Origin of the sequence: Rubritalea tangerina, from assembly GCF_042683245.1 — a bacterium.
Classification (GTDB): Bacteria; Verrucomicrobiota; Verrucomicrobiia; order Verrucomicrobiales; family Akkermansiaceae; genus Rubritalea; species Rubritalea tangerina.
The window spans coordinates 46,373-63,633 of record NZ_JBHUJB010000040.1; the positions used below are offsets into that span (position 1 = coordinate 46,373).

At 52.2% G+C, this 17,261-nt stretch carries 12 protein-coding genes and 1 pseudogene; 2 read left to right on the forward strand and 11 right to left on the reverse strand.

What is annotated here, in order from left to right:
* Positions 1-334: 334 nt before the first annotated feature.
* From typA to ACFSW8_RS10080, 10 genes and pseudogenes are all read right to left on the reverse strand, one after another.
* Positions 335-2,149 (reverse strand): translational GTPase TypA, encoded by a 1,815-nt coding sequence (gene typA, locus ACFSW8_RS10035; RefSeq protein ID WP_377091424.1) that lies wholly within the window; start codon positions 2,147-2,149, stop codon positions 335-337.
* Positions 2,150-2,300: 151 nt separating this feature from the next.
* Positions 2,301-3,509, reverse strand: a complete 1,209-nt coding sequence (gene ftsA / locus ACFSW8_RS10040) for a cell division protein FtsA (protein WP_377178142.1) — start codon at positions 3,507-3,509, stop codon at positions 2,301-2,303.
* Between the two features lie 18 nt (positions 3,510-3,527).
* Positions 3,528-4,310, reverse strand: coding sequence for a cell division protein FtsQ/DivIB (locus ACFSW8_RS10045; RefSeq protein WP_377178148.1), 783 nt, complete (start codon positions 4,308-4,310; stop codon positions 3,528-3,530).
* Between the two features lie 136 nt (positions 4,311-4,446).
* The gene (locus ACFSW8_RS10050) at positions 4,447-5,370 is read right to left on the reverse strand and encodes a D-alanine--D-alanine ligase (protein WP_377178144.1); all 924 of its coding nucleotides are present in this window, start codon (positions 5,368-5,370) and stop codon (positions 4,447-4,449) included.
* 45 nt (positions 5,371-5,415) lie between these two features.
* On the reverse strand, positions 5,416-7,713 hold the full coding sequence (gene murC / locus ACFSW8_RS10055; RefSeq protein ID WP_377088519.1) for a UDP-N-acetylmuramate--L-alanine ligase: 2,298 nt from the start codon (positions 7,711-7,713) through the stop codon (positions 5,416-5,418).
* The gene (gene murG, locus ACFSW8_RS10060) at positions 7,713-8,798 is read right to left on the reverse strand and encodes an undecaprenyldiphospho-muramoylpentapeptide beta-N-acetylglucosaminyltransferase (protein WP_377178146.1); all 1,086 of its coding nucleotides are present in this window, start codon (positions 8,796-8,798) and stop codon (positions 7,713-7,715) included. Before murG ends, murC begins: the two co-directional genes overlap by 1 nt.
* Before the next feature lie 170 nt (positions 8,799-8,968).
* Positions 8,969-9,274: pseudogene (locus ACFSW8_RS10065) on the reverse strand (TlpA family protein disulfide reductase); the annotation flags it as partial.
* A gap of 12 nt (positions 9,275-9,286) precedes the next feature.
* Complete coding sequence (locus tag ACFSW8_RS10070; protein ID WP_377088514.1) at positions 9,287-10,084, reverse strand: peroxiredoxin family protein; 798 nt, start codon at positions 10,082-10,084, stop codon at positions 9,287-9,289.
* Between the two features lie 74 nt (positions 10,085-10,158).
* Positions 10,159-10,941, reverse strand: coding sequence for a hypothetical protein (locus ACFSW8_RS10075; protein ID WP_377088513.1), 783 nt, complete (start codon positions 10,939-10,941; stop codon positions 10,159-10,161).
* A 47-nt stretch (positions 10,942-10,988) separates the two neighbouring features.
* Entirely contained in the window at positions 10,989-13,049 is a 2,061-nt protein-coding gene (locus tag ACFSW8_RS10080; protein WP_377088511.1) for a PDZ domain-containing protein, read from the reverse strand.
* A 208-nt stretch (positions 13,050-13,257) separates the two neighbouring features.
* On the opposite strand from ACFSW8_RS10080, the gene ACFSW8_RS10085 reads away from it, so the two are divergent.
* On the forward strand, positions 13,258-13,968 hold the full coding sequence (locus tag ACFSW8_RS10085; RefSeq protein WP_377088508.1) for a TIGR04282 family arsenosugar biosynthesis glycosyltransferase: 711 nt from the start codon (positions 13,258-13,260) through the stop codon (positions 13,966-13,968).
* A gap of 21 nt (positions 13,969-13,989) precedes the next feature.
* On the opposite strand, the gene ACFSW8_RS10090 is transcribed toward ACFSW8_RS10085, so the two are convergent.
* A complete protein-coding gene (locus tag ACFSW8_RS10090) occupies positions 13,990-14,598 on the reverse strand; it encodes a hypothetical protein (protein ID WP_377088507.1) in 609 nt (202 codons plus the stop codon).
* Between the two features lie 253 nt (positions 14,599-14,851).
* Here ACFSW8_RS10090 and ACFSW8_RS10095 point away from each other — a divergent pair, with 253 nt between their 5' ends.
* Positions 14,852-17,179 (forward strand): sulfatase-like hydrolase/transferase, encoded by a 2,328-nt coding sequence (locus ACFSW8_RS10095; RefSeq protein ID WP_377088505.1) that lies wholly within the window; start codon positions 14,852-14,854, stop codon positions 17,177-17,179.
* Positions 17,180-17,261: the final 82 nt, after the last annotated feature.

Consider the following 17,261-nt stretch of genomic DNA (forward strand, 5'->3'; position numbering starts at 1 on the left):
CATTGAGCGAAACGGAATGGACGAATGGTCGGAATGAGCTTGCAGAATATCAAGGCCCAGTGAAGGCCTCCCGCACACGCGGGACAACTGAATGACAACGATGACATTCTGCAAGATAATCCGATCTATCTCTAAAATCGCGAAGCGCAAACTTCACAAGACTTAACCACACTCCATTCGTCTATTCCGAGTCGAGATGACTCTCTCCCCCTATACCAAACCCGAATACAGCCTACCGCACGCCTCGCTCCTCCTGCCGCCCCCATACACTCCCCACAAAAAAAGGGCGGCTCTATCAAAGCCGCCCCTTGTCATTGAAATCTCTCGAGAATGACTACCCTTTAGCTTTGCGCTCCATACGCTTGCGCTCATTTGGGCAAAGAATGCGCTTACGAATACGAATGTGATTCGGTGTCGCCTCCACAAGCTCATCAGCATTGATGTACTCAATCGCACGCTCCAGATCCATTTTGATCGGTGGTGCCAATGTCGTAGTATTATCCTTACCTGCAGATCGGTGGTTTGTCAGAGCCTTCTCCTTGATCGGGTTCACTGCGAGGTCAGTGAGACGCGGGTTCTCACCAATCACTTGCCCTTCATAAACTTCTTCACCAGGTGCAATAAAGAGCTTACCTCGGTCCTCAAGCGGCAGAAGCGAGTACTGCATCGCTGTTCCTGTCGCCATCGAAATCAAAGTACCTGTAGAACGCGTGGTGATCTCACCACAATGCGGAGCGTATTCCTTGAAAAGGTGAGACATAATCCCATGACCACTCGTCAGGTTGAGCAACTCAAACTCAAAACCAATCAAACCACGTGTGGAAATCGTCGCTTCCAAAGTAGATCCATGAGCATTGCTCCCCATATTTTCTACACGAGCCTTGCGGTTCGCCAATGTCTTCATCACCCCACCCAGCGCGTCTTCCGGACATTCCACATACAATGTCTCAAAAGGCTCCATCAATTTGTCGTCAATCCGCTTGGTAATCACACTCGGACGCGAAACCAATACCTCGTATCCCTCACGACGCATCGTCTCAACCAAAACCGCAATCTGCATCGCACCACGTGCTGCCACATTGAACACACCTGCTTGCTCAGCGTCTGAAACCTCAATCGAGATGTTTGTCTTCACCTCGCGGTCAAGACGCTCACGAATCGCACGTGAGGTCACATGCTTGCCGTCGCGTCCTCCGTATGGCCCATCATTGATGCTGAACTGCATCGAAATAGTCGGTGGATCAATGTTTACGAATGGCAATGGCTCAGCCTCTTCAGAAGCCGCGATCGTCTCGCCAATATCAATGTCTTCAAATCCTGCAATCCCCACAATGTTGCCTGCAACACCTTCTGCTGACTCACTATTTGACAGTGATGAATACTCAAACACCTTAGTGATCTTACTGCGCACCTTAGTGCCATCCTTACGGTGGAGCCATACACTGTCTCCCTTCGCCACCTTGCCTGAAAGCACTTTGCCAAGCGCCACACGCCCAACGTAATTATCCCAGTCAATGTTCGACGCCAACATGCGGAACGGTTCATCTGCATTGGCCTGCGGAGCCGGCACATTGTCCACAATCCCCTGCAACAATGGAGTCATGTCCTTATGCTCATCATTGAGATTACCTACAAAGAATCCATTCTTGGCAGATCCATAGAAGAAGGGAGCCTCAAATTGCTCCTCAGTTGCCTCCAACTCTAAGAATAACTCCAACACCATGTCGTGCACTTCCTCCGGACGTGCAAAATCACGATCCACTTTGTTCACCACCACAATCGGGTGCAACCCTTCCTGCAATGCCTTGCGTAACACGAAACGTGTCTGCGCCTGTGGCCCTTCATAGGCATCCACAACCAACAAAACACCATCCACCATCTTCATCACACGCTCCACTTCACCACCGAAGTCGGCGTGACCTGGAGTATCCACCACGTTGATCGTGTAATCCTCCCACTTCACCGAAGTGTTCTTCGATTTAATGGTGATCCCCTTCTCTTTTTCAAGATCCATGGAGTCCATCGCACGCTCAACTGTCTCTTGGTGGTCGCCATAGGCTCCACCTGCTTCGAGAAGTTTGTCCACCAGCGTCGTCTTGCCGTGGTCAACGTGCGCAATAATTGCGATGTTACGAATCTTGTCAGTCATAAGAATGTGAGTTGAAGGGACGGACAATCCCTATAATCCGCTCAATTGCAATGCCAATCTCTCACACCTCACGATTTTGACACCTCCTCACACACCGCAACAAGGCCACATCGCCCCACCTTCCCCCTAAGTCATTCAAAGAAATACACTTCTAAAACGGCCACACCGCCTTCACCAACTTACCCAAAACCCCAGCTTTTTCCTTCGGACTGTCCTCATCCATTAATTGTGCATAGCGAATCAACCCCACCGCCGTCGAATACTGCGGGTCACGGAAATACTCGTGAATCCCACTCACCTCAGGTTGCTCCGGACGATAAATCGGCAAATGAAAAACATCGTTGGCTAATTCACCAAAACCACGCATCAAACTAGAACCTCCAGTTAAAAAGACCCCAGTCCCCACCTTCTCAAGTGACCCGTCAGGGAGCTTTTGCTTCACTAATCGCAAGGTCTCCTCGAGACGGCCACGGATGATGTCATTGAGCAATTGACGCTTGATCTCTAACTCAGGAAAACCCTTGTCATCCGGGATCGTCACCGTCCCCACAGAACGCGCAGGGTCACCCGAGGCGTCCCCCTCAGTGCACTTCACCTTCTCAGCTTTCGATAAAGGCATCTGAGTCACCAAATGAATGTCATTGGTCACGTGATCCCCCCCCACCGGAATACACCCAGAAGCAGCCACCGCACCATTCAGGTACAAAACGTAATCAGTCGTGCCCCCACCAATGTCGATCACAAGCGCCCCAGCTTCCTTATCTTGACGGTTCAATGCAATCTGCGCGGAAGCAATCGGAGCAAACACCACATCATCCACATCTAAAGGGATCTCCCTTGCACACTTAATGCTGTTCTGAATCCGATTCTTTACGCCGTGAACGATGTGAAAATCCGCTTCTAATGTGCGACCTAACAAACCAATCGGGTTGCTGGCCTGCTCATTTCCATCAATCCAATACTGCCGTACAATGTTATGTAAGTAGACATTGTCCGATGGAATAGCGATGTCCCGAGCAATCTCCTTCGCCTCTTCCACGTGCTCAGTCGTAATCTCCTGGTCTTCATCCGGCAAACGAAACGTCCCGCGGTTGTTCACTCCAGTAATGTGAGAACCAGTTACAGAAAGAAACACACTGCGGATGTCCACATCACAAACATCTTCAGCTTCTAGCAATGCCTCGCGCACACAAGTGCGCACATTCGCCATGTCAGAAATCTCCCCCTTGCGCACACCCACTGACTTCGTCTCACCAACCCCTAAGATCTTCACTGAGCTGTCTGCCTTCACTTCTCCCACCACCATGCATGTTTTGCTGGTGCCAACTTCAAGACCCACGTATATCTTTGATTTCGCCATCTCCGTCCTAGAACTCAATTAGTCGTTCACTCTTGTCAGCCCCTCATCTGAATGCATTGCAGGAGCTTTAAAATTCCCTGGAATGTTATGCTTGGGCAAAAGATTAATCCACTCTAACTCACGACCAGTCTGCTCAGCATGCGCCCGCGCTGCTATCAAGTCACCCAACTGACGCTCGTGGTCATACATCCCAAATGTCGCCACCACATTGTCGTCACTCGTGAGCACCAAACTATAAAAATTACTTACCGCCACTCGCTTCACCTCCCATGAACCCCGCACTTCCTCTGTCACTAACTGAATCAATGCCAATGCTCGTGCCGCATCCTTATGCACCATCTTCTCACCCATCGGAAATTCATGGGCTTCAGCCTCCGCAATCTCAATCACTGGCAAATTGCGCGCCACATCCCATAACTTACCCTGACAGGTGAATATGACCCCCTCTGCATCCATCAAAATTCCTGATAGCGGGTTGCGCCCCGCCATACCTAACTTAGGACACGCTAACCAAGCCACTGGCACACGCTCAGTTAACTGAATCTTCACCGTGTCAGGCAACCTACGCTCCACCACAGCCGCCACAACCTCCGGCCGCTCCACTAACCGCGCCTCCACTTCATCAATATCAAAGGAAAAAATCGTCCCGCTCGGGTTGATCCCAGCAATCTCCGCTACCTCACTCTCGTTTAAAAAGCCATTCGTCTGTAACTCTAAATGACGTAAGGCAAATTCAGGATTTGTTAGAAAATGGTTCCGGATGTACTGCGTGCCATACACCCCAGCAGCCCCCAAAACCACAAGGATCAAACAGATCTTGAATATCCCCCAAATCGCTTTGCGAGATTGGAAAAAGACAATACGCGGAGAACTCACTCGCAAATGTAGCGTGTGCTCAGTCCTTTGTCGCCTGTAACGCGTATTGGTCTTTTTTCTCTTAAACATTTCTTGGTGTCTGCAGCGATACCTCTGCTATCTTCATACAGAGATTACCAAACGAATAGCCCGCTTCTTTCGCAGCCTTCGGCAACAAGCTACTCTCAGTCATCCCTGGAATTGTGTTTGCTTCTAACACAAAAGGATTTCCATCGGCGTCCAACAATACATCAACTCGGGAGTATACTTCAACTCCCAATGCGCGATGTGCCGCCAATGCAGCATCCTGAACCCGCTGCGTCGTCTCCTCGTCCAACTCAGCCGGACAATAATAATCCGTACCACCTTCCCCAGTCATCCATGGGTACTTGTTCGACATATCGTAAAACCCACTACGTGGTGCAATGTGCACAACCGGAAATACCTCCCCATCCACAATCCCCACCGTCAGCTCTTTGCCCTCGACAAATTGCTCTACCAAAACTTCATCACCATACTTCGCGGCATCCTCAATGGCCGCACGTGCTTCCTCTTCTTCCCGCACAATGTGCACCCCCACACTAGACCCCTCACGTGGTGGCTTCACCACATAAGGCAAATCCATCTTCGGCATTTGCACACCAGCACTACAATCCACAGTCTCTGAAGCTGGCGTGGGCACCCCCGCCTCGATGAAACGCTCCTTGCTAGCCACTTTGTCGAAAGCTAACAAACTAGATGCTGAGCCCGCTCCTGTGTATGCGACTCCTTTTGCCTCTAGTTGCTTCTGCAACACACCGTCTTCCCCAAAAGTCCCGTGAATAGTATTGAACACTAACTCAACCCCTTCTGGCACGATGACCTCTGACGTATTAATCTCCAAGGCCTCAGCATCGCACCCTTCTCCCAGCAATGCCTTGAGCACCGCTTGACCTGTCGCCATGGAAACATCGTGCTCAGAACCTGGGCCTCCCATCGCTACTGCTATCTTTATCTCTTTGTTCATCCTCTTCTCTCTGAAATTTTCCACTCCCTATCCAACAACTTCATATTAGAAAATCTGCTCGTCTTCACCAATAATCTGCACCTCAGTTTCTAACTCAATCCCTTTTTCCTCCCTCGCCTGCACTCGAATTTTGTCAATCAAGTCCAGCACCTCCTTCGCTGTCGCCTTCCCGTCGTTAACAATAAAGTTTCCATGCTCCAACGAAACCCGAGCCTTCCCCACAGCACTGTCCTTGAACCCTAGCGTGTCCACTAACATCCCTGCTGGCATCGCCTCTGGATTCTTAAAAATACAACCAGCACTCGCGGCCAATGGTTGTGAAGACCGACGCTTCTCCATCGACGCCTCCATCAATCCCTGAATCGCTCCCGCTTCAGCAACCTGCCCCTTGAAGGTCGCAGAGAGAGCAAAACAACGCCGCAACTCCGGAACATTACGGTAGTGCGCCACTATCTCTTCCCTCTTGCGTGTGCGGATCTCTCCATCCTCATCAAGAAATGTCACCTCGATCACTTGGTCAAAAGTCTCTGTACCCATGGCTCCAGCATTCATCCGTAATCCACCACCCACATTCCCAGGAATCCCCTCCATCCACTCAAAGCCAGTCAAACCAGCCTTTTGAGCAATGCTCGCTAACTTCTTAAAACGAACTCCCGCACCTGCTGTCACAAGATCTCCCTCCACGCTCACTTCACCAAACACTCCCTTCGAGGGATGAATGACCACACCCCGTATGCCACCATCTCGAACTAACAAGTTCGAACCTCGCCCAATCACACGCACCGGAATCCCACGCTCACGACAATAACGAACAGCATTCGCAAAACATTGATGCGTCTGAGGCTCTACCCAAAACTGCGCAGGACCACCAACTAACATCGTCGTGTGCTTACGCATCGGCTCGTACAAACACACCTTCGCATTCCCATCACCACATTCACCTAAAATGACCTCTAAAACAGACTGATCACGGGCAATCTTGGTGCCCACTTCATGGACATTCCCCGCCCCCAATGTGATTAACATATCACCAGCCTTCAGTGCATTGCCAACTGCATAATGCGCCGAAGCAACCTCCCCAACAACTTGACCTGACACCGATCCGTGCGACTTCATCGCATCCACAATCGTCTGCCCGCTCACACCGTCAATCGGCAACTCAGATGCTGGATACACATCAGTCACAAACACCTTGTCCGCCGCCTGTAATACCTTGCCAAAGTCATCCGCTAACTTCTGCGTCCTACTATAACGGTGCGGTTGAAATAATACCACCAAACGCTTCGGCTCGAGTGAACGTGCCGTCTGTAGAGTCGCAGCCAACTCAGTCGGGTGGTGCCCGTAATCGTCCACCACGCGTAAGCGCTTACTCAAATACTTCGTTTCGAACCTCCTCCGCGCACCTGCAAAAGTCGCCAAAGCCCGCGAGGCATCACTAAATGACACCCCACACTCGGTCGCCAATGCTATCGACGCCAATGCATTCAGCGCATTATGTCGCCCAGGTACACCTAACTCGACACGCCCCAATAGTTCCCCCTTGTGAACTACGTCAAAGGCGACCACCCCTCCTTGTTCCTTGAGGTTCTCAGCAATAAAATCTGCGTTGCTCCAGCCGTAAGAAATTGCATTCCCTCGTTGCCCACATAACTCAGTGGCCACCTCACACTCCGCACAGAAGATGATGCTTCCCGAGGTGCGCTCTAGTAATGTCGTGAACACCTCTTTGATGTGCTCAATCCCCGAATAAAAATCCAGATGCTCTTCCTCCACGTTCAACACCACAGCGTGTTTCGGCTGATAAAGTGCCAGTGTCCCATCACTCTCGTCTCCCTCAGCTACCATCAAGGAACCCTTTTCATCCCAATGCGCATTGGTCCCTAACACAGGAATCTCTGCCCCAACATAGTGAGACGGATGCACCGCGCCACGACGTAACACATGCGCACTCATCGCCGACGTCGTCGTCTTGCCATGCGTGCCAGAAATCACCACCCCATCTTTCGTCGCCAATATCGCCGCTAAACACTCAGCACGTCGCACCGTTGGTATCCCCGCCGAACGCGCCGCCGCAAGCGCCACATTCTCATCCCGAATCGCCGAAGAATACACCACCACATCCGCATCCGCTACCGAATGCGCGTTGTGTGGGCTCGAAAATGCTAAACCCGCCCTCTGTAACCTCTCAGTCTCAGCACTCGTCACTCGATCACAACCACTCACATTGTGCCCCATACCTATCAAGAGCGATGCTAAACCGCTCATCCCAGATCCTGCCACTCCGATCAAGTGAATGCGCATCGCTTGCTCGTCGCGCATCAGTCGTTCACTAAAGTCTTTCATTATAAATTTTCAATTACGCTACAAACCCGAGTTGCCGCATCTTTCACTCCCAATGCCTGCGAGGCGGCACTCATATTTACCAAGCGCTGATCGTCACCAAAGATAGCCGTCACATCTGCGACTAGACTGCCAGCATCAAGGTCCGACTCCTGCCTTAGCACCGCCGCATCTGCTGCCTCAAACACCTCCGCATTCTTGGTCTGATGGTCGTCAGCCGCATAAGGATAGGGCACCAAGATGGATGCCAAACCAAGATAAGAAATCTCACTCAAACTAGAAGCCCCAGAACGCATGATCACAAGGTCAGTCACTGCGTAGAGCTGCGCCATGTCTGCACAAAAAGCGATCAACCTGTGATTCTCACTTCCCTCCCCCACTTCTTGCTTCACACGCTCGTAATCGTAATTCCCAGTCAGATGCAAAAATTGCACCTCGGGCATCGCCCGCGCCGCCTCTACCACAAGACTATTTAGCCGCTTGGCTCCCTGGCTCCCGCCCATCACCAATACTGTTTTGCGCGCTGGATCCACACCTAACTGCCCAGCCGCAACATCACGGCTGGGTACCGACTCTAATTCTTCTCGTACAGGCGTGCCCGTTACCTCAACTTCAGAACCAGGAAAATAAGGCCGCGCAGCCTCCATCCCAATCAATACCTTGTCACACCACTTGGCCGTCAACCGATTCGCCTTGCCCGGTAACGCATTCGAATCGTGAACAAATGTCTTCGCCCCTAACTTCTTGCCAGCCATCACTGGAGGTAAGGAAGTAAACCCACCCATCCCAATCACAGCATCCGCTCCAAATTGCCTCAGCAATCCCTTACACTTAGATGTCGTCTGCAATAGCTTCCACATGAAAGGCAACATCTTTAAAGACAAGGTCGCCGGCTTCGCAATCGCAGGCACCGTGTCAAAAGCCAAATCCCCATACTTTTTAGATGCCTCCGCATCTACCTTCTTCTCAGAAATCAATAACCTTACCTCGTGGCCGCGACGCTTCATCTCCTGCGCCACCGCTACTCCCGGAAATAAGTGGCCACCCGTTCCGCCACACGCTATCACTACCTTCTTTTTGCTCTCCATGGTCTGCGCCCAACAGCATCGTCAGCCACCCAACAAACTCAAGGAAAATTACTGGTAAGACACTTCTCTCCTCCTCATAAAAAACGCCGACCTCTCCGAAGGAAGATCGACGCCATGTAGTAGGGACTCTTTTGGCCCAACCCAGTGCCCAGCACTAGGTCTTATGAAATCTACTTCTGATCCGCTTTCGCTTCTTCAATCAGCTTCGCGAGCGCAGCCTCCATCTGCTCACCGCGTAAACTTCCATGACGAATCACCCCCTTGTGATCCAGAATATACAGAGTCGGCCACCCCCGAACTCCCCACTTCTCAGAAATCTTTCCGTATTCTTGCTGGTCAGTGAAATTCCGCCAAGTCGTGGTGCCATCTGCCACCATCTCTTTGAGCTTCTTCTTTGAGTCGCTATTAATCCCAACAATCGCAAAGGGCTCATCTTTCCACTTCTCTACGAGCGACCGCTCGTGAGGAAGCATGGCGCGGCACGGACCTCACCAATGCCCCCAGAAATCGATCAGCACCACTTTGCCTCGGTAATCGCTGAGCTTAAATGCTTCACCGTCCTGATCCACACCCACAATGTCAGGCGCTTCAGACCCAATAGACAAATGCTTCACCTTGAAAAGTCGACTTTCAATCTGTTTCGCAACCTTCGGGCTATGCTCCTTAATCTGCCCGTCTGCTCCGAGCTTTTCAAGAATCTCCACACCCTCTTTGCGACTTGCCGCTTTTTGCTCATCATCTAACGCCCGATTGCGCTCACTCGCCATCAGCAATTGATTCGCTAATGCATACTTCGCAAATGCCAATGTCCCAGGCTCCTTTACCCCAGCAACAACCTCACGAAGAGCTTCCACCCCTAACCCCAGTTGGTTATGACAGTGAATGTTAATATAACGCTCAAACCCCTTGCTCTCAGGATAGGCCTTCATCAGAAGCTCTGCCGCCTCCTTGCGTTGCTGTGGAGAACCTTTCGCAGATACCCAACTCAACGCCTGCTCCACCCCATCTACACGTAAATCTTTCTTCGCAAGATCTAACAGATTAGTTGACGGCCCAACCGGGTCCGGCATTTCTTTAAAAATTTCACTGCGTTTCGAGCGATCTCGCTCAGAACGAATCTTCTTGTATACCTCCTGGACCTGCGCGTCATGAGCCCCAGAAATCTCTTTCACTTCGTCAACGATGCTCGCCCGAACTTCTTGGGTCTGCACCGCTGGCTTTTCCTCCGCATGGACCATCGCCGGCAATGCCAGCATACCCACAGGAATCCAATATTTCATTTTCATAGTATCTTTCTGTTTATCTCAAATTTCTATTCGACTCCAGTACATCTGACTGGTGATAGAAACTGACCAGTCGTTCACGCTTCCTTAGAGAGTCCGTCACGCTTTTCCTTAGCCTGCCCCAATAACTTTTGCGCGTACTTCGACGGTAACACCACAGTGGCAGCCTGACCGCTCCCCCCGCCCTTCTTTACCACGCCCAGCCCCACAAAATCTCCATTCGCTCCAAATACCGCAGCACCCGGACGCACCCCAGAACAAACATAGGACTTCCGAGGTTTCTCAATCACAGCACTCACTTGCTTCACGCTCACGCCAGCTACATACCTCAAACTCTCACCATGACGGTTCACTAAAACAACATCATCCAATTGGCTCAATGACGCCCCCTTAGACAAATCCACGATCGGAGCTGAAAAGTCCCCCGCATTCTCCCCTTTCGGATCAATCGCCAAATACGCTAAGTCCAAAGCCTCGTCATGCAAAACTAACTTCGCGTCAAATTCATCCCCAGATGCATCCACCACCTTCAACTCCTGCATGTTGGTATCAATCTTAATGCCAGGTTGCTGCCCCACATTCGTTCCTACTTCTGGCATGATAGTGCGGTATGAAACTAACAAAAGCCCCTTGTCCACAACCACTGCTTGGGAAGTAATCGGCACATCTTTAGTCTGCGCCACCTGGCCATTCATCGACACCTCCACCTTCATCAGACCTTTCACTGTTAGCACCGAGGATTGATTGTTCTCAAACACCTCCTTCGCGTCCGACTTAATGTCTGCAAACGCTGTCATGCTCCCAAAGCCACAAACAAGTCCAGCGGCCGATAACTTCATTAGTTGAGTTGGTTTCATCATTCTATTTAGTTTTTGTTTCATTGTGTGATTAATTTCTTATTTCCCCCCTACACATCTGTGTCCTGCCAAATCGGTTGAATTTCAATGTACCGCGAAAACTTCGCACGCTTCACAAAGAGAACCACATGAGCAACCTGCTCTCTCTCGATCTTCTCTAACTCAGCCTCAATACTCTCCAAGGAATCCACCAACTTACCATTGATCGACTGAATCACATCACCACCCTTCAACCCTGCCAATGCTGCCCAACCAGCACGCTCAAGCCCCTCTACTAACACCCCTTTTCCGACCTCTGCCTCATCAGGGTTCGCTTTAGATAATTCTCTCAACGTAAACTCAAAGGTGTCATTCGTCAGCTTGCGAAATTCCGACGACTTCTTCGGTGAACTCTCCAGAGCACATTCGATCTCTAGTTCCTCCCCACCACGCACAACCACTAACTGCACCTCGGCATCTTCATCGTACTCGCGTACCATCGCCTCAAATACCTTCGCATCACGCTCTTGCGACGCCGCTACCACAGCTCCATCCACCTTGAGAATCACATCACCCTTCTGAAGACCACTCGCCTCAGCAGATGAACCCTTATGAACTCGTGTGACCCTCACCCCCTTCTTGCCTGTCAAATTCAGTGCCCTTGCTAACTCTTTTGTCAGAACCTGAGTCTTTACCCCCAACCATGCATGCGAGGCCGCCGCTGAATGACTCTCGTTCGGCTTCTTTCCCACTTTCACCACAGTAGCTAACAACTCATTGCCACGCTCAAATTCTACTATCGCTTCCCGTGATTCACAACCTTCTAACAATGCCTTTGTCACAGACCCAAATTCCTCCACACTCGCCACCTCTTTGCCATCTACCGAGGTAATCCGATCTCCAGGCTTGATCGCCGGCTTGGCAGAAGCTGCTGGCCCCGACTTACTTATCGTTGAGACAAAAACCCCCTCAGTCGTATCCAAGTTCCGGCGCAAAGCACTCCTCTTGGTCAAATTCCGAGCGGTAATTCCCCACTCGCGTAAGGCGCGGTCATCCGCCTTCGCCTTCGAGCGCTCCTCAGTCACCACTACCGCTTCACATGCCTTCCCATCCCGCCGATACCCTACCTTGATAGACTTACCAACCGGAGTTCCCAAGATCACCCGATTGAACAAAGGCAAATGCTCACGTGCGGTCGCCTTCACCGCATGCCCATCAATATGGGTCACCACATCACCCGGCTGAAGCCCAGCCTCCGCAGCTGGAGATCCCTCCACCACTGCAGCCGCCAAAACCCCATCCTGAAACTCCGCAGACTTCAGTACCGGCTGCGGGTATAAACCAATCCAAGAACGACGCACCTCACCGTGCTCAATCAATTCCTTCGCCACATACTCCGCAATGTCCGCAGGAATCGCCCCGCCTAACGACCCCAAACCAATCTCGTTCACACCAATAATCTCTCCACGTAAATTCACCAACGGCCCGCCACTGTTACCAAAATAAATCACAGCATCATGCCCAATCCAACGCACCAAATCGCCCACAGTCTCCCCCGCTTGCTTCAACGCCCCCATCCCATTCGGTGTGATCATCTCCAAGTTCGCTACCACCCCCAAGGTCACCGATTGTGACACCCCCGCAGGGCTTCCCATCGCCAATACAGGCTCACCAACCTCCAAGGTCGAAAAATCTCCAAACTTCCCCACCGCCAAAGGCTTCATCGACTCCGGTATCTGGTCCATGTTCAGCTTCAAAACACACAAATCCGTCTGCGGATCCGTCCCCACTACCTCAGCATCTACTTTCAACTTATTCGATAGCCGCACCCACACGCGACTCCCATCACCAGCCACGTGATGATTCGTTAAGACATAGCCATCAGGATGAATGATCGTCCCAGATCCCGAACCCTGCCCCTTTTGCATACGCCCATCCTTGGGCTGCTCCATCACCACATGCACCCGTACCAATGCCGGATACACCTCCGCTATCGCCTTCTCTATCTGCCTAGATTGCTCCACGCTCTCCCCCACTGGCGCCTTCGGTAAACTTGCCGCACTCTGCGCTCCCAATACGCCAACACTCGCTACCATTAAGTGGCTCGCTATCAATCTAGGTATCAATTTCATATCAGTTTTCTCATCCAGGGGTGATTAATACCCACCTCAGCGCACTCCCACACACCACTTGTCTAAATTATTTCATTTTCTCCGAACTCAACCCTCCCACACACCTCTCACACACTCCACTCTAACAGAACACTTTGCACACCCCCACAAGATCTCCATAGACGCCACCCCACTCATCGACTATAGCTGAATATATCCTATCGAGCCCATGAACGCCCTACTCATCTTTCTCAAAGAACCCATCGCGGGAAACGTGAAAACACGCCTCGCTGCATCCATTGGCGACACAGAGGCCGTGCGCCGCTACCGCGCCATGGTCGCCGTGCTCCTCGAACAACTCGAAGGACTCCAAAATACTCACGTGAGATTTTGCTACGCCCCAGATGATGCCTCCGACGCCATCCCTTTCTGGATCCTCCCCCAACTGAGAGGAGATGTGATCAAGCGCTCACATGATTTCCTCTTCACCCCTGATAAACACGCACCCTCATTCACCATCGATTTCTCCCCCCAAGGACCTGGTAACCTCGGGGAACGCCTCGAGCGCGCCAGCGCAAAAGCCTTCGCCGACGGTTTCCAAAAAGTCGCCCTCATTGGCTCCGACTGCATCCACTGTGGCTCACGCTGGATCAATGCCGCATTCCTCCAAACCAAACCCCAACACTGCGCCATCGGCCCAAGCCCCGATGGTGGCTACTACCTCCTCGCCACCCATCAACATCACCCAGAACTCTTCTCCAATATCACCTGGAGCAGCAGTAGCACCCGCAGTGAGACCGAACAGGCTGCTATGAATACCGGCCTCACTGTGGTGCCTTTGCCTCCTTTGACCGATATCGATGATGAGGCATCTTGGGATCAAGCAATCGAATCTGCTATCGGGGGAAAATTGAAAGCCGCCTTGAAAAAAGAACCCTAGGCCCTGTGCCCCAATCGCCCTCTACGCAATCGCATTCTTGCGCTTCACGCCATACGCCTTCACCTTCACATGCTCGTGAAGGTCGTTGACGTCATATTGGTGGTCCACCAAATCACTCAGCTGGTACTTGCCAATCATCGCATGCACATCGTCAAAAGCTCGCTCGCTGCGCATCAAGTACCCAACAAAGCGGTGGTTAAACTTCTCTAAGTACTCGCCAGGAACTACCTGGTTCATTGCAACATCCGGGTACTTAGCAAAATCAATGTAGCGGTTAGAAGCCGTAAATAAATGATGCTCATGCTTCGGGTTGTCCGTCATGTCCGCAGTCAACTTCACCCGTGTCGTCACCGACTTCAAATTGTGCCGCTTCTCCAGCAACTTCTTGTTCCAAACCTCCTCATTCCACTGACGTTCAAAAAACATCACCGCGTAACTGTGCACTCCATCCTGGTTGTTCGCATACGCCGTTAAATCGACCTCCACCGCATACACACAATCCAAATCCACCTTCACAACCTCCTCCTTGCCTGCAAACGCTCCTATCTCATTGCCATAGTACATCACCGTAATGGCGGTAGAAATTTCACCTCGAACGTCTAATAAAGATAAATCATAAAAATACTGCATCGCAACATGGATGGGGGGTTATTTGCACTAACATTAAACAATAACACTATCATTGAGTCAATATAAACTTATCTCACACCTAACAGATAACATTTAACAAACACTAACTACATCTCCCGTAAAATAGAGGTTTCAATGGAATCTTCACTCACTATCCACTCCCCCTCCTGACAACTTTGTCACAATTAGTCTTGCTTCTAAACGAGACCCTGAGCACAAGGAAGCCGCCCCCACTGCTGTCCATTGAACGAGAATGCCCTATAAGTTACTCCATACCCTCATCTGGCTCTGCGGAATCGGCTACGGCCTCATCCCCTTTGTACGACAGCACCGCTTCGGAAATGCCGAACTCTCTCCCTACCTCGGAGAAAGCTACCTGGGCAGCCACATCCTCATTTCACTTAGCCTCGCAGCCGCCGGAGCCACCCTCTGGGGAGGCATTTCTCGTTGGCTCTGCACTGGAGATTATAAACAACATAAGGCCCAGACTTGGATGCGCACCACCTTAGTCGGCCAACTAATCCTCCTCACCCTCGGTGCCACTGACCTACTCAGCGGCTTCCAATACCTACTCGCCGGCCTCCTCTTCTGCGCTGTCATCATCGGCTGTTCCATCGCATTCTCCCATCACCCCACACCAACCCGTGTGGAAATCCTCCAACTCCGTAACTGGCTCACCCGCCCGCGCCCCTGGAATGGCCCATTCTTCATCGCCCTCTACGCACTCCTCCTCTGGCATAACTACCAGCTCGTGAATGGAATGCATTCGCTCGACGACACCCACAAGTTGAGCCTCTTCATCAACCGAATGTTCACCCAAATGGCCCTCACCGGCTGCCTCTACTTCGTCGTCCAACTCTGTATCGACACCGGACCTCGCTGGACCCGCCCATGGATTTGGGTCATCGCCTCCACCGCCCCCATTGCCATCGTCATCGATAGGCTCCTCCACGGCTACTGGAACCAAACCTTCCTCGGCTTCGTCAATAAACTTGGTACCAAAGGGCTCCTCAATTTTGGCACAGAACTCAAAGGCGGTGGAATCCACCTCACCGCACCCGCCTTCGCTGGTATCGCTCTCGCAGTCCTCGCTATCTTCTGCCTCCTCACTTACGGCACATCACGCATCGCTAACCGCCTCAAGTTCCGCACCGCCCCCGTCTGGATGCTCCTCATCGTGATCTTCGGTTTCACCGGTGCATCACTCGAACAAGCCATCGGCAAATCCTGGAAATCACGCCGCTCCTGGATGCAAGAATACATGGAGTTCGACCTCCAACTCTCACCTGTGCGCCCTCCCAATGGACTCGCCAAATTTACTGCAGAGTTCCGTGAACACACCTGGCAAGAAACCACCCCCTCACTCGATCTCTCCCAGCGCCCCGACATCTTCCTCGTCTTCATTGAGTCCTTCCGCCAAGACGCTCTCCGCCCAGATGTCACCCCCTTCTTCTACCAATTTGCTCAGGATGAAGCCCAAGCTATCGGCCACACTTGGGCTGCTTCGAATGGCACCCACCTCTCCTGGTTCAGTACCTTCACCAGCCAAGTCGCCACCGCTCGCGAAGCAAGCCGCGACCTCGCACGCGACAACAATTGGCCCGGCCTCGGCGCCTTCCACCTTCTCCATGACGCCGGCTACGACCTCCAAGTCCACACCGCCAAAAGCCTAGACTTCCGCGATATGGGCTGCCACTTCTTTGGCTCCGCCCCGTTTTCCATCCTCCGCCAAGATGCCCCTGGCGACCCCATCCACGGGCTCCCCACCACCGAACGCGAAAACATCCTCTTCTCAGATCTCGCCGACCAACTCGAATCCCAACCCTCTGGCGCTCACTTCACCATCGCCACCATCGATTCCACCCACTACAAATATTCTTGGCACGATTCCTTCGACCCCCCATTCAAGGAATACTACCCCCACGCATTCTTCCCATCCACCCCTACAAAAGAAGAAACCCGCCTGATCAAAAACCAATACTTCAATGCCCTCGCCTGGGGCGACCACCTCGCCGAACAATTCTGCCAAAACCTAAAAAAATACGGCAAATACGATGACTCCATCATCATCTTTATGGGCGACCACGGCGAAGAATTCCAAGACCACGGCGGCTGGCTCCACGTCTCCTCACTCGAGAATGAACAAGTCCAATCCCCCATGCTCATCAAATGGCCCAAATCCTTCGGCCGTGGCCCCGCCCACACTGAGGCGAGCAACCTAGACCTCCTGCCCACCCTCCTCGACTACCTCGGCGCCGACCCCACTACACTCGACACCGCAGGCCGCAGCCTTCTCAGCACCTCAGACCCCGCCACCAGCATCATCACCACCGCCCAAGGAGGCGTCACTAAAGAAGCCATGCTCCTCACCCGCGGCGGATATAAAGCCTTCTTTACCTGGCCACACTACTTCGATGGCCGCCCCGGCACCAATCTCACCCTCACCCGCTTCCTCGGACCCGATGGCGAAATCGAATGCGACTCCCCGTCCGCCTTCCTCGACGCCCTCCATACCCACTTCCCGGACGCCTTCCAGCGCTTCTTTACCCACTTCGAAGCCGTCTCCCCTACCTCCCGCTGACACACCTGCCCCCCACGAGACCCCACCAGTCTCAAAGTCTCCCCCCCGTCCCTCGACACCAGACTAGGCGACTTGCCTCTCA

Excerpts from the sequence above, each read along its gene's own strand:
- typA (WP_377091424.1), bottom strand. The coding sequence starts at position 2,149 with ATGACTGACAAGATTCGTAACATCGCAATTATTGCGCACGTTGACCAC.
- ftsA (WP_377178142.1), bottom strand. The coding sequence starts at position 3,509 with ATGGCGAAATCAAAGATATACGTGGGTCTTGAAGTTGGCACCAGCAAA.
- ACFSW8_RS10050 (WP_377178144.1), bottom strand. The coding sequence starts at position 5,370 with ATGAACAAAGAGATAAAGATAGCAGTAGCGATGGGAGGCCCAGGTTCT.
- murC (WP_377088519.1), bottom strand. The coding sequence starts at position 7,713 with ATGAAAGACTTTAGTGAACGACTGATGCGCGACGAGCAAGCGATGCGC.
- murG (WP_377178146.1), bottom strand. The coding sequence starts at position 8,798 with ATGGAGAGCAAAAAGAAGGTAGTGATAGCGTGTGGCGGAACGGGTGGC.
- ACFSW8_RS10070 (WP_377088514.1), bottom strand. The coding sequence starts at position 10,084 with ATGAAAATGAAATATTGGATTCCTGTGGGTATGCTGGCATTGCCGGCG.
- ACFSW8_RS10075 (WP_377088513.1), bottom strand. The coding sequence starts at position 10,941 with ATGATGAAACCAACTCAACTAATGAAGTTATCGGCCGCTGGACTTGTT.
- ACFSW8_RS10080 (WP_377088511.1), bottom strand. The coding sequence starts at position 13,049 with ATGAAATTGATACCTAGATTGATAGCGAGCCACTTAATGGTAGCGAGT.
- ACFSW8_RS10085 (WP_377088508.1), top strand. The coding sequence starts at position 13,258 with ATGAACGCCCTACTCATCTTTCTCAAAGAACCCATCGCGGGAAACGTG.
- ACFSW8_RS10090 (WP_377088507.1), bottom strand. The coding sequence starts at position 14,598 with ATGCAGTATTTTTATGATTTATCTTTATTAGACGTTCGAGGTGAAATT.
- ACFSW8_RS10095 (WP_377088505.1), top strand. The coding sequence starts at position 14,852 with ATGCCCTATAAGTTACTCCATACCCTCATCTGGCTCTGCGGAATCGGC.